Genomic DNA, 15,260 nt, shown 5'->3' with positions numbered 1-15,260 from the left:
GACGTGACCGCTCCTTCGACCGAGGCTATCTATCGCAAGCGCCTGACGCCGCATCGTTCGATGTCGCCCAGAGCGTTCAAGCGCTTCATTCTTCTGTTCGGCGCCGGGACCTTCGCGCTCTCGCTGCCTTTTTATGTGATGGGCGCATGGCCGGTGGTCGGCTTCATGGGGCTCGACGTGCTGGCGCTCTATATCGCCTTTCGCGTGAGCTTTTATTCGGCGCGCGCCTTCGAGACGCTGGATTTGACGCCTTTCGAGCTGCGCTTCGTGAAGACCACGGCCGATGGCGCGCGCGCCGAATGGCGTTTCGACACTTATTGGGTGCGGCTCGAGCAGGAGAGGCACGAGGAGTTCGGCGTGCAGCGCGTGACGCTCGTCGCGCGCGGCGAGCGCGTCGAGATCGGCGGCTTCCTCGGGCCGGACCAGAAGGCGGAACTCGCCGAGGATCTGACCAAGGCGCTCGCCGTGGCCAAGCGCGGGCCGGTCTTCGGGTGAGGGCGGTCCGACGCGGCCGTCATTGCGAGTGGAGCGAAGCAATCCAGCGCCGCGGGGCGCTCCCTCGTCGCCTCGCGACGCCGCACCGGGCGCAAAACTTGCTTCCTCGCCCGCGCGAGGAGCTGGAATGAAAACATTTCTCGATTGGTCGGCCTACGACACCTATGGAATCGGCGACGCCTATTCGGGCATTCCGGCGACCGGCGGCAATTACGCCAAGGCGGTGGCGGTGTGCATGCACAGCCGCGACTGTCACAAGACCGGCAAGGGAGTGATGTGCCCGAGCTATCGGATCACCGGCGATCGCGCCCATTCCACCGAGGCGCGCGTCGCCGCCTTCAAGGCGGCGCTCAATGACGGCTCCGACGCGCGCGCCTTCGCCGATCCGAGGCTCGACGAGGCGATGGACCTCTGCGTCTCCTGCAAGGCCTGCAAGAAGGAATGTCCCAGCTCCGTCGACATGACGCTGATCAAGACCGAATATCTCGCGCAGCGCCACGAGCTCGTCGGCGCGCCGTTGCGCACCCGCCTCTTCGGCGGCGTGCCGGAATGGACGGGGCGCCATCGCGCTCTGCTGCGCTTCGCCATCATGCTGCGCAACCGCGTCGCGCCGCTGGCGAAGCTCGCCGAGTCATGGCTCGGCGTCACCGCGCGGCGTCCGGTTCCGGAGCCGGCTCCCAAAGCGTTCGCGCGCAAGGAAACCGGGGCGACCGGCGCGCGCGGCGAGGTGATCCTGTTCGTCGACACATTTTGTCATCACTTCGAGCCGGAGGTCGCCGAGGCGGCCGTCGAAGTGCTGGAGCGCGCCGGCTATGGCGTGCGCATCGCCGAGCCGGCGCCCACCGACGCCGAGCCGAACCGCCCACTCTGCTGCGGCCGCACCTATCTGACCACCGGCCTCGTCGACAAGGCGCGCGGCGAGGCGGCGCGCGTGCTCGCCGCCTTCCGTGGCGAGATCGCCGCGCAGACGCCGATCATCGGCCTCGAGCCCTCTTGCCTCTTGTCGCTGCGCGACGAGCTCTACAGCCTCGGCCTCGGGCCGGAGGTCGGCGATCTCGGCAAGCAGCTCTATCTGCTCGAGGAGTTTCTGGCGCGCGAGCATCAGAACAATGGGCTGCGCCTCGAGCTGAAAGCGCTCGACGCCCCCAAGGCGCTGCTGCATGGCCATTGCCACCAGAAGGCGTTCGGCGCGATGCGCGCGATGCGCAAGGTCTTGGGGTGGATTCCCGGCTTCTCCTACGACATCGTCGAGACGAGTTGCTGCGGCATGGCCGGCAGCTTCGGCCTCGAGGCCGAGCATTACGACGCCTCGATGCAGATGGCGGAGCTGGCTCTGCTGCCGGCGATGCGCAATGCTGCGGCCGATGCGCCGCTCATCGCCAATGGCTTTTCCTGCCGTCATCAGATCGAGCACGGCAGCGGCCGCAAGGCGCGCCATATCGCGCTGCTGCTGCGCGACGCGCTCGCTTGACGCTCGGATCTGGACCGCGAGCCCTCAGGCTCGCTCTCCAGAAACTTCGAATCGTTGAGCCGATATTCGTCTGGTATGGGCTGACAATGATGGCGCCAACGCGCTCTGTCCGATATCGGACAATCACGGCGCCGAGCGGGGCCGCTGCGCCTTTTCCTCCATCAACGCCGAATGGGTGTCGAGCAGTCGAATGGCGCCGGGCAGGCGGCCATGGGCGGTCTGCTGCGCCTCGGTCTCGGGCTCCAGCCCCCGCCACCAATCGATGAAGAGGCCGATCAGCTCGCGCCCCGAAATCTCCTCGAAAGGCACGCCCGGAAAGCCCTCTATGCCGAAGGCGATCTCGAGGTCGCGCAGGCGCTGCAGCACATAGAGGCGATCCTCGCGGCCCAGCTCGAACGGCCCCTCCGGCGCGCGCCGCACCATGCGCACCTCGCTCAGCTCCCGAATGTAATCTGTCTTCACGTCTCGCGCTCCGCCGAGGGATCGAAGTTTTGGGGAGCTGATGCAAGGAGGATGTCAGGCGAGCGGGGAGAGGGGGATGCGGCGCCGTTGGTTCTCTTTGTCGTTTCAGAGGAGGCGGCGGCGCCGTTGGTTCTCTTCGGCGTTTCCCTCGCCCCCCATGGCGCATCGCTTGCTTTCCTTGCGTCATGACCGCCGCACCCGAGCCGACGCGCCCTCCCGTTCCTCCCGCCCTCAAGCGGTTCATCTGGGACATTCAATCCATGGTCGAGCTCGCAGAGGGCGAGCGCGAGATACTGCTCATCGGCCGCGATCTGATGACGCGGCTCGTCGCCGAAGACGATTGGCTGCCGGAGGTCTTCGCCGCCGCGCCGTCCGGCGAGGCGCGGCAATATCAGCTCTATAGCGACGGCATGGAGCGCTTCGCCGTCATCGCTTCGGTGCTTCCCGCCGGCGCGGCGCTCGCCATCGAGCAGCCGGGCGTCTGGGAGATCATCGGCGCGCTGCGCGGGACGCCGACGCGCTGCCTTGCCGGCGCCGCGCCGCGCGAGCTGCCGCGGGGGACCGTCGACGTCTTTCGTTCGGCCGGCGAGGCCGCGGTGCGTCTCGCCGGCGCAGAGGCCGCCATCGCCATTCATGTCTATGGCGGCGAGATCGGCCGTCTCGTGCGGCGGCCGGGGGAGGGCGAGCCCATGGGCTACGCCAATGGCGAGGACGCGCCGCCCTACGACATCTACACCATCCAAACCGAAATCCGCGATTGAGGCCGAGCCCATGAACGTCCTCGCCATTATTTCCGCCGTCATGGTTCGGGACGGCCGCGAGACCGGCGTTCTGGCGCCGCTCGCCGGCGAGCCGTTGCTCGGCTTGCTGCTGCAGCGCGTCTCGCGCGCCGAAAAACTGGCCGGCGTCGTGGTCACGACCAGCGACGAAGCGGAGGACGAGCCGATCCGCGCCTTTTGCGCCGCGCGCGGCGTCGCCTGCGAGACCGGCGGGCGCGACGATCTCATCGGCCGCCTGCTCGCGGCCTTGCGCGCCGCCGGCGCCAAAGGCGGGGTGATGATCGATGCGCGCAGCGCTCTGATCGATCCGGCGCTGGTGACTCAGGTCGCCGATCTGTTGCAGATGACGGACGGAATGCTCGACTGGATCGGCAACACGCTGGCGCCGACCTATCCGCGCGGCATGGAGATCGACGGCTTCACTCTGGCGGCGCTCGCCGAGGCGGAGGCGCGCTGCGGCGAGCCGGAGCAGCGCCGCGGCGGCCCGGCCTTCCTGCGCGAGAACAGCCGCATCTATCGCCCGCTCAGCCTCAAGGCCCCGCCGGAGGCGGCGCGCCCGGAGCTTCGGCTCGACGTCGAGAGCCTCGCCGATCTGCCGCGCATCGAGACGATCGTCCGGCGTTTCGACGGCCGGCCGGATTTCTCTCTCGCGGAGCTGATCGCCGCGGCCGAGGCCTGAAGCTCGCGGCCCGAGCGCGCCCTGGACCGCGAGCCTCAGGCTCGCTTCTCGACTTTCAATCCGCCTCTTCCAAATGCTCGGTCGACTGTCCGTTGACCTGCGCGATCAGCACCGGCGAGGCCTTGAACGTCAACACCTTGCGCGAGCAGATCGGCGCCTCGACGCCGGTCTTGGGATTGCGGCCGACGCGCTCGCGCTTGGCGCGCACGTTGAAGCTGCCGAAAGAGCGCAGCTTCACCGGCTCGCCGCGGACCAGAGCGTCGCTGATCTCCTCGAAAGTGGCGTCGAGAATCTGACGGGCTTCGGCGCGCGACAGCGTTGGGCAACAGCTGTAGACGGCCTCACGCAGGGCGGCCCGCGTCAAAGTGCGCCCTGGTTCGATTTTCTTGGTCATGCTATTCGTGCGGGCGCAGACCTGCCCGCCTCGCGATTTTTCGGACGCGACGCCATGATTGTTGCTCCCCCCGCTGCCGGCGCGCATTTTCGGCGCCCATCCTGTTTCGGATTGTAAGCAGAACAATATTCTAGCCACACTTTCCCGAACCGCGCAAGAGCGCGTGGGAATTCTGCTGGCGAGTCCGCCAGTTACGTGCATCTTCGCCAGTTGCGTGACAAGAGAGGGATTGGAGGCGCTTCAGGCCGGCAGCGTGACCTTATGGCTCGCGACCGGAATCATGGCCCGCACCCTGCGGATGCGCTCGGGATCGATTCGCGTCGAGACGAAGCCGACGCCGTCGGACGCCCTCGCGACGACATGGCCCCAGGGATCGGCGACCAGCGAATGGCCATAGCTGACGCGCGTCTCATGGCCGGCCTTGTGCGCTCCGGTCTGATTCGGCGCAATCACATAGGTCTGGCTCTCGATCGCGCGGGCGCGCAGCAGCACCTCCCAATGATCCTTGCCGGTGACCATGGTGAAGGCGGAGGGGAGGGCGACGATCTGCGCCCCTTTCTCTGCAAGCTTTTGAAAAAGATATGGAAAGCGCAGATCATAGCAGATGGCGCAGCCGATGGTGAGCCCCTCGCAGTCATAAGTGACGACGGCGTCTCCCGGTTTGAAGGCGGCGCTCTCGCGATATTGAGCGCCGTCCGGGGCGGTGATGTCGAACATATGAATCTTGCGGTAGCGCGCCACCTCCTCGCCGCGGCGGTCGAAGGCGAGGGTGGTGTTGTGGAAGCGATCCTCGCCGGGGATTTTCTCGAGGATGGAGCCGGCGTGGATGAACACGCCATGACGGCGGGCGAGCTCGCTGCATAGCGAATAGGCGGGGCCTCCGGGCAGCGTCTCGGCGGCGGCGGCCTTGTCGGCGCGATTGCCGCCAATGAAATCGAACACCTCGGGCAGACAGATCCAGTCAGGCCGCTCGTCGCGCACGGCCTGCTCGATCAGCGCCCCCGCGGCGGCGAGATTGGCGGCTTTGTCGCTGACGGAGTTCATCTGGATCAAAGTGACTTTCATCGGCGGGCGGTCCTCGCGGGGCCGCGGGCGACAGGCCGGCGGCGGCCTCCATGTTAAGCAGAGATTCGGGCGCCGGCCAAGGCGAGGAGCGGCGACGAGGCGTGGAGGCGGCGCCGACAGGATTTTGACGCCGAGGCCGATATTCGCGTTGCAAAAAAACGGCGATGCTTCTAGTTTCCGCCCCGCTGACGGGCCGCCATAGCTCAGTTGGTTAGAGCACCAGATTGTGGATCTGGGGGTCCCCCGTTCGAGCCGGGGTGGCGGTACCATCGAATCAATCCCTTCGAGCAACGCCGGAGCGCGCCTGCGGCCCAGGGCGATCCGCTTTGAACGAGCCCCCCGCTCGGGATCTGCGGGCGTTCGCGGCGGGCGGCTTCGCGAAAAGCAAGGAGGGGGAAGGTCGGGCCGATGACGATCGCTGAACCAGAGGCGAGGCTCGAAACCGCGCCGATGCGCGCCGCCCGGCTCCTGCGCGGGTTCGGCGCGCGGCTGCTCGACCTCGTCTATCCGCCGGTCTGCCTCGTCTGCCGCGAGGCGGTGGCGACGCATGGCGCGCTCTGTCCCGCCTGTTGGGGCGGGATGGGCTTCATCGAGCGGCCCTATTGCGAGCGGCTCGGCCTGCCTTTCGACCGCGATCTCGGCGCCGGCGCCATCTCGCTCGCGGCCAGCGCCGATCCGCCCGCGTTCGCGCGGGCGCGCGCCGTCGCCCGCTATGACAGCGACAAGGCGCGCAGCCTCGCGCATCGCCTGAAATATTACGACCGGCTGGAGCTGGCCGAGCCGCTCGGCCGTTGGATGGCCCGCGCCGGCGCCGAGCTGCTCGCAGAGGCCGATCTTCTCGTCCCTATTCCGCTGCATCGGCTGCGTCTCGCCGCGCGCCGCTTCAACCAATCGGCGGCGCTGGCGCAGGCGATCTCGCGCGAGAGCGCCGTGCCGGTCGAGACCGCGGCGCTGGAGCGCGTGAAGCCGACGCCGCCGCAGGTCGGATTGTCGCGCTCGCAGCGGGCCGCCAACATGCAGGGGGCTTTTCGGCTGAAGCCGGAGAGGGCCGCCGCCGTCCACGGCCGCAATATCGTGCTCGTCGACGATGTGCTGACGACCGGCGCGACGGTGAACGCTGCGGCCCGGGTCTTGCTGAGAGCCGGGGCGGCGCGCGTCGACGTGCTGGTGCTCGCGCGCGTCGTCGACGCCGCCTGACGCCGCGCCGTTGAAATATCGCCTGCAGCGAATATAAGGGCGCGGGAGGTCATCGAACCGTCATGCCGCAGATCGTCATCTACACCACCTCGACCTGCCCCTATTGCCGGGCGGCCAAGCAGCTGCTCGAGCTGAAGAGGATCGCCTATCAGGAGATTCCCGTCGACGGCGATCCGCAAAAGCGCGCCGAGATGAGCCGTCTCGCGGAGGGGCGCAGCACGGTTCCGCAGATTTTCATCGATGGACAGCCGATCGGCGGCTGTGACGATCTCTATGCGCTGGAGTCGGCCGGCGAGCTCGACCGTCTGCTCGGAGCGGGCGAGCGCGCGTCGTGATCCGCTATTCGCTCCGCTGCGCAGAGGGGCATGAGTTCGAGAGCTGGTTCAAGGACAGCGCAGCCTTCGACCGCCAAGCGGAGCAGGGCGCGATCGCTTGCCCCATTTGCGGCTCGGCGCGGGTCGCCAAGGCGATCATGGCTCCCCATGTGGCGCGCGATGTGGCGCGCGCCGCGCCGGCGGCGGACGAGGGCGCGGCGCTGCGCGCGATGGTCGGCCTCCTGCGCGAAGCGATCGCCGCCGTGACGGAGGATGTGGGCGCGGCCTTTCCGGAAGAGGCGCGCCGCATGCAGGACGGCGAGGCCGAGCAACGCGCGATTCGCGGACGGGCGAGCCTCGAGGAGGCGAAGGCGCTGATCGACGAAGGGATCGACATCCTGCCGTTTCCGGGTGCGCCGATGGAAGGTCATTGAGCAAGGGCCGTCGACGCGAAAATCTCGCGCACGGGGCTGGACAAGCAGAGTATCCCTTTCTATAAGCCGCGAACTCCGGCGTCCACGCGACGCCGACGCCCAGGTAGCTCAGTTGGTAGAGCATGCGACTGAAAATCGCAGTGTCGGTGGTTCGATTCCGCCCCTGGGCACCATCCCCCTAATCTCCCGGCATCTCAGGACGTCTCAATGGGCGTCATATTGCATTGAAAAGATTGTTGTTTTTTGGTTTTTGACGCCTTCTGCCGTCTCAATCGGCATCTTCGGATATCACCCGATCTCATGAATTTGTTGGCCTTGATGTTGGCCTCGCCCTGGTATCTGCTGGCCCGAGGCCAACAGCCGGGAGGCGTCAATGCCCCTGACAGATACAGCGTGCCGCGCCGCCAAGGGCCGGGCGTCGGAATACAAGCTCTCCGATGGCGGCGGGCTCTACCTCCTTGTGAAGCCGAGCGGCGCGCGGCTCTGGAACCAGGCATACCGGTTCAGCGGTAAGCAGAAGAAGCTCTCCCACGGCGCCTATCCCTCCGTTCCCCTCGTCGAGGCGCGGCGGCTGCGCGACGAAGCCAAGAAGCTGTTGGCCTCGGGAGTCGATCCTGGGGCCAACAAGAAGGCTGCGAAACTGACCGCTGTCATCTCGGCGACGAACACCTTCGGGGGCGTTGCCGAGGAATATCTGCAACGCATCGAGGACGAGGGCGCCGCCGCGTCCACCGTTGCGAAGAACCGATGGCTGCTCGTCGATCTTGCCGGCCCCGACCTTGGCGCCCGACCAATCGCGGATATCACGCCGGCGGAAATCCTCGCGTTGCTGCAACGGATCGAACGCAGCGGGCGCCGGGAGACGGCGCGGCGGCTGCGTAGCCTGATCGGCACCGTCTTCCGGCTCGCTGTCGCTACGCTGCGGGCCAAGGACGATCCGACTCTTCTGTTGCGCGGCGCCCTGATGGCGCCGAAGGTGCAGCATCGGGCCGCAATCACCGACGAGAAGCATCTCGGCGCGCTTCTGGTGGCCATAGACGCCTATGACGGCTGGCCGACGCTCCGGTGCGCTCTTCAGTTCACCGCGCTGACGTTTGCCCGCCCCGGCGAGGTCCGCGGCGCCACATGGGCGGAAATCGACGCGGAGGAGGCAATCTGGCGCATCGACGGCGCCCGCACCAAGGTTCGCCGGCCGCATGACGTGCCGCTCTCGCGACAGGCGCTCGATGTGTTGCGCGAGGTGAAAGAGGTCGCCCGGAGCACGCTCGTGTTCCCCTCTATCCGCTCCAATGCCCGCCCCCTGTCGGAGAACGCCATGAACGCGGCGCTGCGGCGCATGGGCTTTACGCAGGATGAGATGACCGCGCACGGCTTTCGGGCTGCGGCAAGCTCGATATTGAACGAACGGGGTTTCCGGCCCGACGTGATCGAGGCCGCGCTCGGGCATCAAGATCAGAACGAAATCCGGCGCGCCTACAACCGGGCGAGCTATTGGCAAGAGCGGATCGAACTGATGCAGGCGTGGTCAGACTGCATTGATAAATTCAAACGAACGCCGTGACGAAAGATATCGCCGATCGTGCACTGATTGTATGAGCGCGCTGGCCTCACCGACCGTCATCGACCTCTTCCACCGGCCGCCATGCAAGGGGGTTGGCGACCCAGCGGTCGATTTCGGATTCATGCCAGCCCGCGCCGTTGGCGCTGATTTTGATCTGTGCGGGGAAGGTGCCCTCGGCGATCTTGCGGTAGATGGTGGACCGAGACAGGCCGGTCCGGGCGAGGACGGTTCTCAGGCGGATGATACGGTCTGGTTGGCGCACGGCTGCCTCGACTTCTGCTGGCTTTGTCTGACTGCTCCCGAGCCAGACAGGACAAGGATTTATCGCCGTGCAAGAGGGTATTGCTCGCCGTCGCAGCGTGGCGCGCCGACGGCGGAAAATAGGCGGGGTCAAAGTCCGATGTTCCGGCCTCTACCGAGGTCGATGCCGTGGCTGAAGGCGAGCTCCAATCCGAGTCGGCGACCCGATTCGACCCCGATTCCGAGGTCTCGCTTGCGGCCGGCGAGGATCGACTCGAGCTGCGGATCGCGTTCGAGGCTCTGCGCCATGTCACCCATCGCCGATCGCGTGGCCTTGTAGCCGGACATGTCCGCCGCCTGATACTGGCGCTGGCTGGTCTGGCCGAGCTCCCGCCAGCGTTCCACGAAGCGATCGGCGCGGCGCTGCGGATCGGTGCGCAGTTCGGTTTCGAGCTGTAGGGCGCGGATGGCGCGGGCGGTGCGCCCCGTGGCCACTTCCGAGGCGAGTTCCGGGTTCTTCTTGTAGGCGGCTTCGGCATCGTGCGAGCCATAGGGCCGCACCTCCTCGAAGACCTTGCGGGCCTCCTGCAATTCCTTCACCTGCTCCGGGTTGGCCTTGCCGCCTCTCTCCTGCATCTCGAAGATCGCATCCACGGCGCGGGCATGGTGGATGAGCGCCTTGGTGCGGGCGCGGCGCAGCGCCGCTTCCGGGTCTTCCGCCACCTTCCTTTCCGGCCCCTGTCCGCCGGCGGCGGGCAGGCGCAGGCCGTCGAACATGCCGCGCACCTTCTCGGGCGCCTTCTTGACGATCTCGGCCACGCGGGCGCGGAAAGTGATCCCGCGCCGTTCGGCATAATCGCGCGCCGGCTCGAGCCGCTCGTAATCAGACGCCATATCCTTCGCCCGGTCGCGCGACAGGGCGCCGAGAAGCCGGTCCTGGCTCGTGAAGTCGTCATGGCCATAATGCAACTCCATGCGGTCGCGGTGGCGCGACATGGCGACATAGGCGCCGTGGGCGTCCAGACCCGGCGTGGCCAAGACATGGGTGCGGTCCACGGTCATGCCCTGCGCTTTGTGGATGGTTGCGGCATAGCCGTGGTCGATGCGGTCGTAATCCTTCAGGTCAAAACGAACGGAACGACCGTCATCGGTGCGAACGCTCATGCTCTGCGTGCTGACCTGTTCGATGGCGCCGAGCGTGCCGTTCTTGACGCCGAGGCCGCGTTCGTTCCGAAGGAACATGACGCGATCTCCGCGAGCGAAGCTTCGCTCACCGCGTTCGACCATCAGGCGCACCTCGTCGCCGAGATTTCCGGCGTCCCGCATCCTGCCGCGCGCGGCCTCGTTCAAGGCGCGCACCTCGGCATTGGTGTGGGTGAGGATGATACGGCTGCGGCCCGGCGACGCCTGTCGGTCGCGATCCCAGCGGTCGATCAGATCGTCGCGCGCCTGTCCCCGTGTCGCAGCGGCATGGACCATGCCATGTTTGTCATAGGCATGGAGCGCATCGCCGGTTCGGCCGGTCGCCAGATCGCGCGTTGCGTCGCGCTGCCAATCCTCCCGCTGGCGGCGCACCTCGCCGATCTCCGCTCCACCGTGACGTTGGCAGATGGATCGGAACGCCGCGCCGGCTTCGATGGATTGCAATTGTTGCGGATCGCCGACCAGCACCACCTTGGCGCCGGCCTCGGCGGCATGGGACAGCACGCGCTCCAACTGGCGCGTGCCGACCATGCCCGCCTCGTCGATTACCAGAACATCGCGCGCGGTGAGCACATCGCGGCCCTGTCCCCAACCGTGTTCCAGGCTGGCGATGGTGCGCGACGAGATGCCCGATCCGCTTTCGAGATTCTCGGCGGCGATGCCGGACAGCGCCACGCCTCGCACCTCGTAGCCGGCCGCTTCCCAAGCTTCGCGCGCCACGGCCAGCATCGCGCTCTTCCCCGTTCCGGCATAACCAACGACGACGCCGAGATCGCGCCCGTCCGTGACGTGCGCCAGCGCGTCGGCCTGCTCTCCCGAAAGGACGAGACCGCGTGCTTCCGCGCGCGCCAGCGCCGCTTCACGGTCCCTGTCACCGACCTCGTGGCGCTCCTTCGCAGCCATGAGGTCGGCAGCGCGGTGCAAGCGCTGCTCGGTCTCGATCATCTGGCGGGTGGTGAAGCGATCATCGCTCCGTCCATCCTTGCCCAATTGGACGAGATCGGGCGCCTCCCGCATCGCGCCCATCACCGCATTGAACTGGTCGCTCCCGTCGCTGTGCCGGTGGGCGAACATCGCCATGTCGCGCCGTGTGAAGGTCGATTGCTGATGCGTGATGGCGTCGAGCGCCAGGGCGGGATCGGCGATGATGCGCTCGCCATTGCCGCGCGCGATCTCGCGATGCATTTCCGCGCGGTCGGCGGCCTCGACACCTTCGCCTTCGATGCGCTGCGCGGTCGCGCCGATCTGGCTTTGCGGCTCCAGCACGATGCCTTGCGCTTCCAAGCTGCGATGGTCGATGCGCGCGTCGACGTCGAGTTCGGCCAGACGCTCGTTGGCAAGCTCTGCCCAACGCTCCCGCCAGCGTTCGAGCAACTCGGTGCGGTTCCACTCCCGCACCTTCGGACCGAAGCTATTCTCGTCAACCGAGCGCATGGTCAGCATGACATGCGCGTGGGGTTTCGGCATTCCGTCATCGGCCACATCCCAATGCACATTGAGGTCGGCGATCATGCCCTGGTCCACGAATTCGGACCGCACGAAATCGCGGGCGAGTTCGATGCCCTGGCGCTCCGTCATCTCGCGAGGAAGGGCGAATTCGACTTCGCGGGCGAGCTGCGCATCCTTCCTGACTTCGAGCGCCTCGACATCATTCCAAAGTCGTTCGCGGTCCTTCCACGCCTCCGGCGCATTCTCCGGCAGCATCACCTCGGAATGGACGACGCCGCGCTTGGCCGAGAAATCGTGACTGCGCCCGAGCCTGTCGTCGCGCAACCGCGAGGCCGAGCGGTAGGCGGCGGACGCCACCGCGCTGGAGCCGCATTTGCGGCCGATGATCTTGACGTGAAGATGATAGATCGCCATCGCGATCCGAACATCACCACAGCGAAGCGCACGTCGGAACGACGTATAAGCGCGCCCTCCCTCGAAAAATTCTCGGGAGGGACCACGCCGTCCCCAACCGTCCCGGCAACCTTACAGCGTTTCGGCAAGCGCTCGACTATTATCGCACCATCAACAGCATGTGGAGGACATGATGCGCAAGCCACGGGACTTCGACGCGGAACTGAAGTCGATCGAACACAAGGCGCGAGACCTCAGAAACCGCAAGGTGCAACAGCTTGGCGAGCTGGTCATTTCGACTGGAGCCGACGCGCTCAACGCGGAGGAGCTGGCGGGAGCGTTGATCGTTCTGGCCGAAACCAAGGATGCCGGAAAGAGGGAGGCATGGGCGAAACGCGGGGCCGCGTACTTTCAGGGCCGGTCGCGACGAACTGCATCGGCGCCTAGCCGCGACACTGGTGGCGCTTCGGCGCAACAGAGTGGCGCGCAACCGTCATCAGGCGGCGCAGGCGCGGCATGATATGCGAACATGGCAGATCGAGCGCCGCAAGCGCACGCGACATCTGATCGAACTCGGCGGGCTGGTCGTCAAAGCCGGCATCGTCGACCTGACCGGTGACGATCGCGCCATCATTTTCGGCGCGCTCCTCTGGATGGCGGACAAGCTTCAAAGCGATCAGGGCGAACATGCACGTGCACTCTGGACCGCGAAGGGGAAGCAAACGTTCGGGGATGGCTGACGGTCAGTATCGCCAAACGACGCGCTCCCTTCGATGACAGGGCTGGCGGCCGTCACGCCAACATGAACTTATCCAGCGCGGTTTCGTTGGCAATGATCTTGTCTGCCTCCACTCCGTAGGCCATGGCCAGATCCACACTGCGGTCGCGGAGATTGGAATTCAGACGGGAATCGAAGGCGATGATCGTCAGGTTGTTCAAGCGGTCGAACTCGTCGGTGATGGTCTCTAGGACTTCCAGCAGTTTGCAGTCCAACGTAGCCTTGAACGAGGCCATATTATCCCGAAGGCGCTGGGTGATCTTATCCTTCTGTTCGGTGCAGAATTCCGCCACCATTTTACCCGCCAAGCTACCGATGACAGCGCCAAGAACGGGAATCGGAATCCAGGTTTGGCCAACAAGAGTGAACACGCTCACGATAGCGGATTCTGCGCAGACGATCATGCCAAGGTCGACGAACTCGTCAAAGCTGATGTGGCCATTACGATAGTCCGCTGCCAACGAGGAAAGGCCCTTGACTCCGCTCACGACCGCGGAGGCGAACGGGGCGGCCATGCTTGCGTAGTTGGTCATCAAATAAATGGAACCAGCCGCTACAGCACCTCCAGCCGCGCCCTTGGCCGTGTCGAGGCCGAGTTCCTGCCAATCCGCCGCCGAGAAGTCGCCCTTAAAGACGTTCTTGCCGGCTCTGTACTTGGCATATAGCCCAGTCGCCAGCGACAGCGCGCCTCCGACGGCCCCGCCCACGAGACCGGCTTGAGCGGCGCCCTGCAGTGACGGCTTGTGGGCATCGACGATCTCATCCTTGAGCTTCTCGTTCTTGTCGGCGAGATTCCTTTGTTCGTTGTCCAGTGTCGTGGGCGCCTTAACCACCTGAACGTCAGGGTAGTTTACGATCGACGGTTGGACAACTTCTGAGAACGGCTTCCCGGTCTGTTCCTCGATCAGCTTGGCCAGCGCCTTGATGTTCTCCTCGGTCGATGCCTTCAGGCCGTCGATGTTCCCTCCGTTCAGCAGGGCCTGAATGGCCTCGTGGGTATCTTTAGGGATGATGTAGTGCGACCCGTCGGCGGTGAAGCCTTCGTAGCGATCTAGGTGGTTCAGGACATGGTGCAGATTGTTGGGGATGCCGTTGACGAATTTAGACTGAACACCGACCCCATTGATTAGATAGTCCAGCGGTCCAGTACGATGGACACTTTCAAATGTCGCTGTCATATTCTCTTGGGCCAAAGCCTGCCGTGCATTTCGGATGCCGACTTCGACCTGCTCGGCGATCTCGCCGTGCTTTGTTATCGCGCTTCCCAAGATGTTTTGGGGATTCGTGAGAAACTCTCGAACCTTGTCTATTTGCTCCGCTGCGATCTCGAAAGCGCGATCTTGCGCGGCCAGCTTGATGATTTCGTCGTGAACACGGGTATCATTGATGGCCTGGACGGCAACACCGGCGAACTGATCCTGAACGAGGCGGCGGCCGCGAGTTTGGAATGTTTCCGAGCTCATGCCTGCACCTTCTTGTTAAGGAGTTCGGACAGCGAATGGACGTGATTGATGAGCGCGCTCAGCCATTCCTTCTGGACGATGCTGAACTCGAGGTAATTTCGCGGCGCTTGTTCCTTGAGCTGAGTCAGCAGAATGGTGAGACCATTCACATGGCGCTCGGTCAGGTTGAAAAGTCGGTTGACCTCCAACGTGGCTGCCGAGAGCGCAGCGATGTGGGTCTGGATTTTTTTGGTCTCGGCGGCGGCGTCTTCGGCAATCGCCTGATTACGGCTGCGGGCGAACATTCCGGCCGCCACGAGGGCAGCACCGCCGATGGCCCAGCCGACCGGACCCGCCAGCGCCAGGAACGCCTCTCCGGCGGCCATGCCACCGCCGCCAGTCGCCAGGGCGCCTCCGCCCAACCAGGCGAGAGCGGCGTTGGTCGCAGCGACCCCGGACAGCGTCGAAATGCCGGTTCCGGTACTGGCAACGCCAAACGTCGTGGCGATCGCCATAGCCGCACTCGGAGCAAAGGCCGCGACCCCCAATCCTGCAGCAACGCCAGTAGCCCCGCCAGCGCCAGCCCTGGTGTTGATCTTGGCTGCCTCCTCCTCGATGGCGGCAACGATCTCGTTGAAAGTCTTGAAGTCGGCCCGATACTCGGAAAACGTCTTGTTCAAATCCTTGGGACTGTTGGCGAGAGAGTTTACATAGCCCTCGATCTGCGGGATGATCTGCTCGCTGCTGGACTTGCGGAGGTCGAACAATCTTGCGGACGCTTCACCAACAACCTTGGCTTCGGTTTCATGGCTAGCCTGCGCAGTCTTCAGGGCCATGATGGCCTCTTCCTTAATGGCGCCGTTGAACATTTTCGTTACAATCCCGGCCGAGCGTACAGCGTTGG

General features: G+C 65.5%; 17 protein-coding genes and 2 tRNA genes. 12 read left to right on the top strand and 7 right to left on the bottom strand.

Going from position 1 to position 15,260, the window contains the following annotated elements:
• The first annotated feature begins 3 nt into the window (after nucleotides 1–3).
• Complete coding sequence (locus CQW49_RS09000; RefSeq protein WP_040567388.1) at nucleotides 4–495, top strand: DUF2244 domain-containing protein; 492 nt, start codon at nucleotides 4–6, stop codon at nucleotides 493–495.
• Between the two features lie 127 nt (nucleotides 496–622).
• Nucleotides 623–1,966, top strand: a complete 1,344-nt coding sequence (locus CQW49_RS08995) for a (Fe-S)-binding protein (RefSeq protein ID WP_004448195.1) — start codon at nucleotides 623–625, stop codon at nucleotides 1,964–1,966.
• A 123-nt stretch (nucleotides 1,967–2,089) separates the two neighbouring features.
• Here the strand turns inward: CQW49_RS08995 and CQW49_RS08990 are convergent, their stop codons facing one another.
• A complete protein-coding gene (locus tag CQW49_RS08990; protein WP_004448196.1) occupies nucleotides 2,090–2,428 on the bottom strand; it encodes a hypothetical protein in 339 nt (112 codons plus the stop codon).
• A 260-nt stretch (nucleotides 2,429–2,688) separates the two neighbouring features.
• On the opposite strand from CQW49_RS08990, the gene CQW49_RS08985 reads away from it, so the two are divergent.
• Nucleotides 2,689–3,189 (top strand): cysteine dioxygenase family protein, encoded by a 501-nt coding sequence (locus CQW49_RS08985; RefSeq protein WP_004448197.1) that lies wholly within the window; start codon nucleotides 2,689–2,691, stop codon nucleotides 3,187–3,189.
• A gap of 10 nt (nucleotides 3,190–3,199) precedes the next feature.
• Nucleotides 3,200–3,886 (top strand): glycosyltransferase family protein, encoded by a 687-nt coding sequence (locus tag CQW49_RS08980; protein WP_004448199.1) that lies wholly within the window; start codon nucleotides 3,200–3,202, stop codon nucleotides 3,884–3,886.
• Between the two features lie 55 nt (nucleotides 3,887–3,941).
• Here the strand turns inward: CQW49_RS08980 and CQW49_RS08975 are convergent, their stop codons facing one another.
• Both CQW49_RS08975 and CQW49_RS08970 read right to left on the bottom strand, forming a co-directional pair.
• Entirely contained in the window at nucleotides 3,942–4,280 is a 339-nt protein-coding gene (locus CQW49_RS08975; RefSeq protein WP_024749823.1) for an integration host factor subunit alpha, read from the bottom strand.
• A 240-nt stretch (nucleotides 4,281–4,520) separates the two neighbouring features.
• Entirely contained in the window at nucleotides 4,521–5,345 is an 825-nt protein-coding gene (locus CQW49_RS08970; RefSeq protein ID WP_004448203.1) for a carbon-nitrogen hydrolase family protein, read from the bottom strand.
• Between the two features lie 192 nt (nucleotides 5,346–5,537).
• On the opposite strand from CQW49_RS08970, the gene CQW49_RS08965 reads away from it, so the two are divergent.
• From CQW49_RS08965 to CQW49_RS08940, 6 genes are all read left to right on the top strand, one after another.
• A tRNA-His gene (locus CQW49_RS08965) sits at nucleotides 5,538–5,614 on the top strand.
• A gap of 139 nt (nucleotides 5,615–5,753) precedes the next feature.
• Entirely contained in the window at nucleotides 5,754–6,542 is a 789-nt protein-coding gene (locus CQW49_RS08960; RefSeq protein WP_004448204.1) for a ComF family protein, read from the top strand.
• Between the two features lie 62 nt (nucleotides 6,543–6,604).
• Nucleotides 6,605–6,877 carry a glutaredoxin 3 gene (gene grxC, locus CQW49_RS08955; protein ID WP_004448206.1) on the top strand — a complete coding sequence of 91 codons (273 nt, stop codon included), beginning with the start codon at nucleotides 6,605–6,607 and terminating at the stop codon, nucleotides 6,875–6,877.
• Nucleotides 6,874–7,290 carry a DUF1178 family protein gene (locus tag CQW49_RS08950; protein ID WP_004448208.1) on the top strand — a complete coding sequence of 139 codons (417 nt, stop codon included), beginning with the start codon at nucleotides 6,874–6,876 and terminating at the stop codon, nucleotides 7,288–7,290. Before grxC ends, CQW49_RS08950 begins: the two co-directional genes overlap by 4 nt.
• Before the next feature lie 97 nt (nucleotides 7,291–7,387).
• Nucleotides 7,388–7,463, top strand: a tRNA-Phe gene (locus tag CQW49_RS08945).
• A 200-nt stretch (nucleotides 7,464–7,663) separates the two neighbouring features.
• Nucleotides 7,664–8,851 carry a tyrosine-type recombinase/integrase gene (locus CQW49_RS08940; RefSeq protein ID WP_004448210.1) on the top strand — a complete coding sequence of 396 codons (1,188 nt, stop codon included), beginning with the start codon at nucleotides 7,664–7,666 and terminating at the stop codon, nucleotides 8,849–8,851.
• Between the two features lie 46 nt (nucleotides 8,852–8,897).
• Here CQW49_RS08940 and CQW49_RS08935 read toward each other — a convergent pair whose 3' ends face one another.
• Together CQW49_RS08935 and traA are read right to left on the bottom strand one after the other, a co-directional pair.
• Nucleotides 8,898–9,113: a helix-turn-helix transcriptional regulator gene (locus tag CQW49_RS08935; protein WP_004448212.1), complete on the bottom strand. Its 216-nt coding sequence runs from the start codon at nucleotides 9,111–9,113 to the stop codon at nucleotides 8,898–8,900.
• A gap of 128 nt (nucleotides 9,114–9,241) precedes the next feature.
• Complete coding sequence (gene traA / locus CQW49_RS08930; RefSeq protein ID WP_004448214.1) at nucleotides 9,242–12,157, bottom strand: Ti-type conjugative transfer relaxase TraA; 2,916 nt, start codon at nucleotides 12,155–12,157, stop codon at nucleotides 9,242–9,244.
• Nucleotides 12,158–12,329: 172 nt separating this feature from the next.
• Between traA and CQW49_RS08925 the strand changes: the two genes are divergently transcribed.
• Both CQW49_RS08925 and CQW49_RS08920 read left to right on the top strand, forming a co-directional pair.
• Nucleotides 12,330–12,656 (top strand): conjugal transfer protein TraD, encoded by a 327-nt coding sequence (locus CQW49_RS08925; RefSeq protein WP_004448216.1) that lies wholly within the window; start codon nucleotides 12,330–12,332, stop codon nucleotides 12,654–12,656.
• Between the two features lies 1 nt (nucleotide 12,657).
• Nucleotides 12,658–12,876 carry a conjugal transfer protein TraD gene (locus CQW49_RS08920; RefSeq protein ID WP_004448217.1) on the top strand — a complete coding sequence of 73 codons (219 nt, stop codon included), beginning with the start codon at nucleotides 12,658–12,660 and terminating at the stop codon, nucleotides 12,874–12,876.
• A gap of 52 nt (nucleotides 12,877–12,928) precedes the next feature.
• On the opposite strand, the gene CQW49_RS08915 is transcribed toward CQW49_RS08920, so the two are convergent.
• Entirely contained in the window at nucleotides 12,929–14,377 is a 1,449-nt protein-coding gene (locus CQW49_RS08915) for a hypothetical protein (protein WP_004448220.1), read from the bottom strand.
• On the bottom strand, nucleotides 14,374–15,225 hold the full coding sequence (locus CQW49_RS08910; RefSeq protein WP_004448222.1) for a hypothetical protein: 852 nt from the start codon (nucleotides 15,223–15,225) through the stop codon (nucleotides 14,374–14,376). Before CQW49_RS08910 ends, CQW49_RS08915 begins: the two co-directional genes overlap by 4 nt.
• Nucleotides 15,226–15,260 lie beyond the last annotated feature (35 nt).

This window comes from Methylosinus trichosporium OB3b (assembly GCF_002752655.1).
Lineage (GTDB): Bacteria > Pseudomonadota > Alphaproteobacteria > Rhizobiales > Beijerinckiaceae > Methylosinus > Methylosinus trichosporium.
Note: the sequence above shows the minus strand (reverse complement) of the source record. Positions and strands in the feature narration are given on the sequence as shown.

Excerpts from the sequence above, each read along its gene's own strand:
- CQW49_RS08940 (WP_004448210.1), top strand. The coding sequence starts at position 7,664 with ATGCCCCTGACAGATACAGCGTGCCGCGCCGCCAAGGGCCGGGCGTCG.
- CQW49_RS08910 (WP_004448222.1), bottom strand. The coding sequence starts at position 15,225 with ATGTTCAACGGCGCCATTAAGGAAGAGGCCATCATGGCCCTGAAGACT.
- grxC (WP_004448206.1), top strand. The coding sequence starts at position 6,605 with ATGCCGCAGATCGTCATCTACACCACCTCGACCTGCCCCTATTGCCGG.
- traA (WP_004448214.1), bottom strand. The coding sequence starts at position 12,157 with ATGGCGATCTATCATCTTCACGTCAAGATCATCGGCCGCAAATGCGGC.
- CQW49_RS08970 (WP_004448203.1), bottom strand. The coding sequence starts at position 5,345 with ATGAAAGTCACTTTGATCCAGATGAACTCCGTCAGCGACAAAGCCGCC.
- CQW49_RS08925 (WP_004448216.1), top strand. The coding sequence starts at position 12,330 with ATGCGCAAGCCACGGGACTTCGACGCGGAACTGAAGTCGATCGAACAC.
- CQW49_RS08960 (WP_004448204.1), top strand. The coding sequence starts at position 5,754 with ATGACGATCGCTGAACCAGAGGCGAGGCTCGAAACCGCGCCGATGCGC.
- CQW49_RS08985 (WP_004448197.1), top strand. The coding sequence starts at position 2,689 with ATGGTCGAGCTCGCAGAGGGCGAGCGCGAGATACTGCTCATCGGCCGC.
- CQW49_RS08915 (WP_004448220.1), bottom strand. The coding sequence starts at position 14,377 with ATGAGCTCGGAAACATTCCAAACTCGCGGCCGCCGCCTCGTTCAGGAT.
- CQW49_RS08975 (WP_024749823.1), bottom strand. The coding sequence starts at position 4,280 with ATGACCAAGAAAATCGAACCAGGGCGCACTTTGACGCGGGCCGCCCTG.
- CQW49_RS08980 (WP_004448199.1), top strand. The coding sequence starts at position 3,200 with ATGAACGTCCTCGCCATTATTTCCGCCGTCATGGTTCGGGACGGCCGC.
- CQW49_RS08995 (WP_004448195.1), top strand. The coding sequence starts at position 623 with ATGAAAACATTTCTCGATTGGTCGGCCTACGACACCTATGGAATCGGC.
- CQW49_RS08920 (WP_004448217.1), top strand. The coding sequence starts at position 12,658 with ATGCGAACATGGCAGATCGAGCGCCGCAAGCGCACGCGACATCTGATC.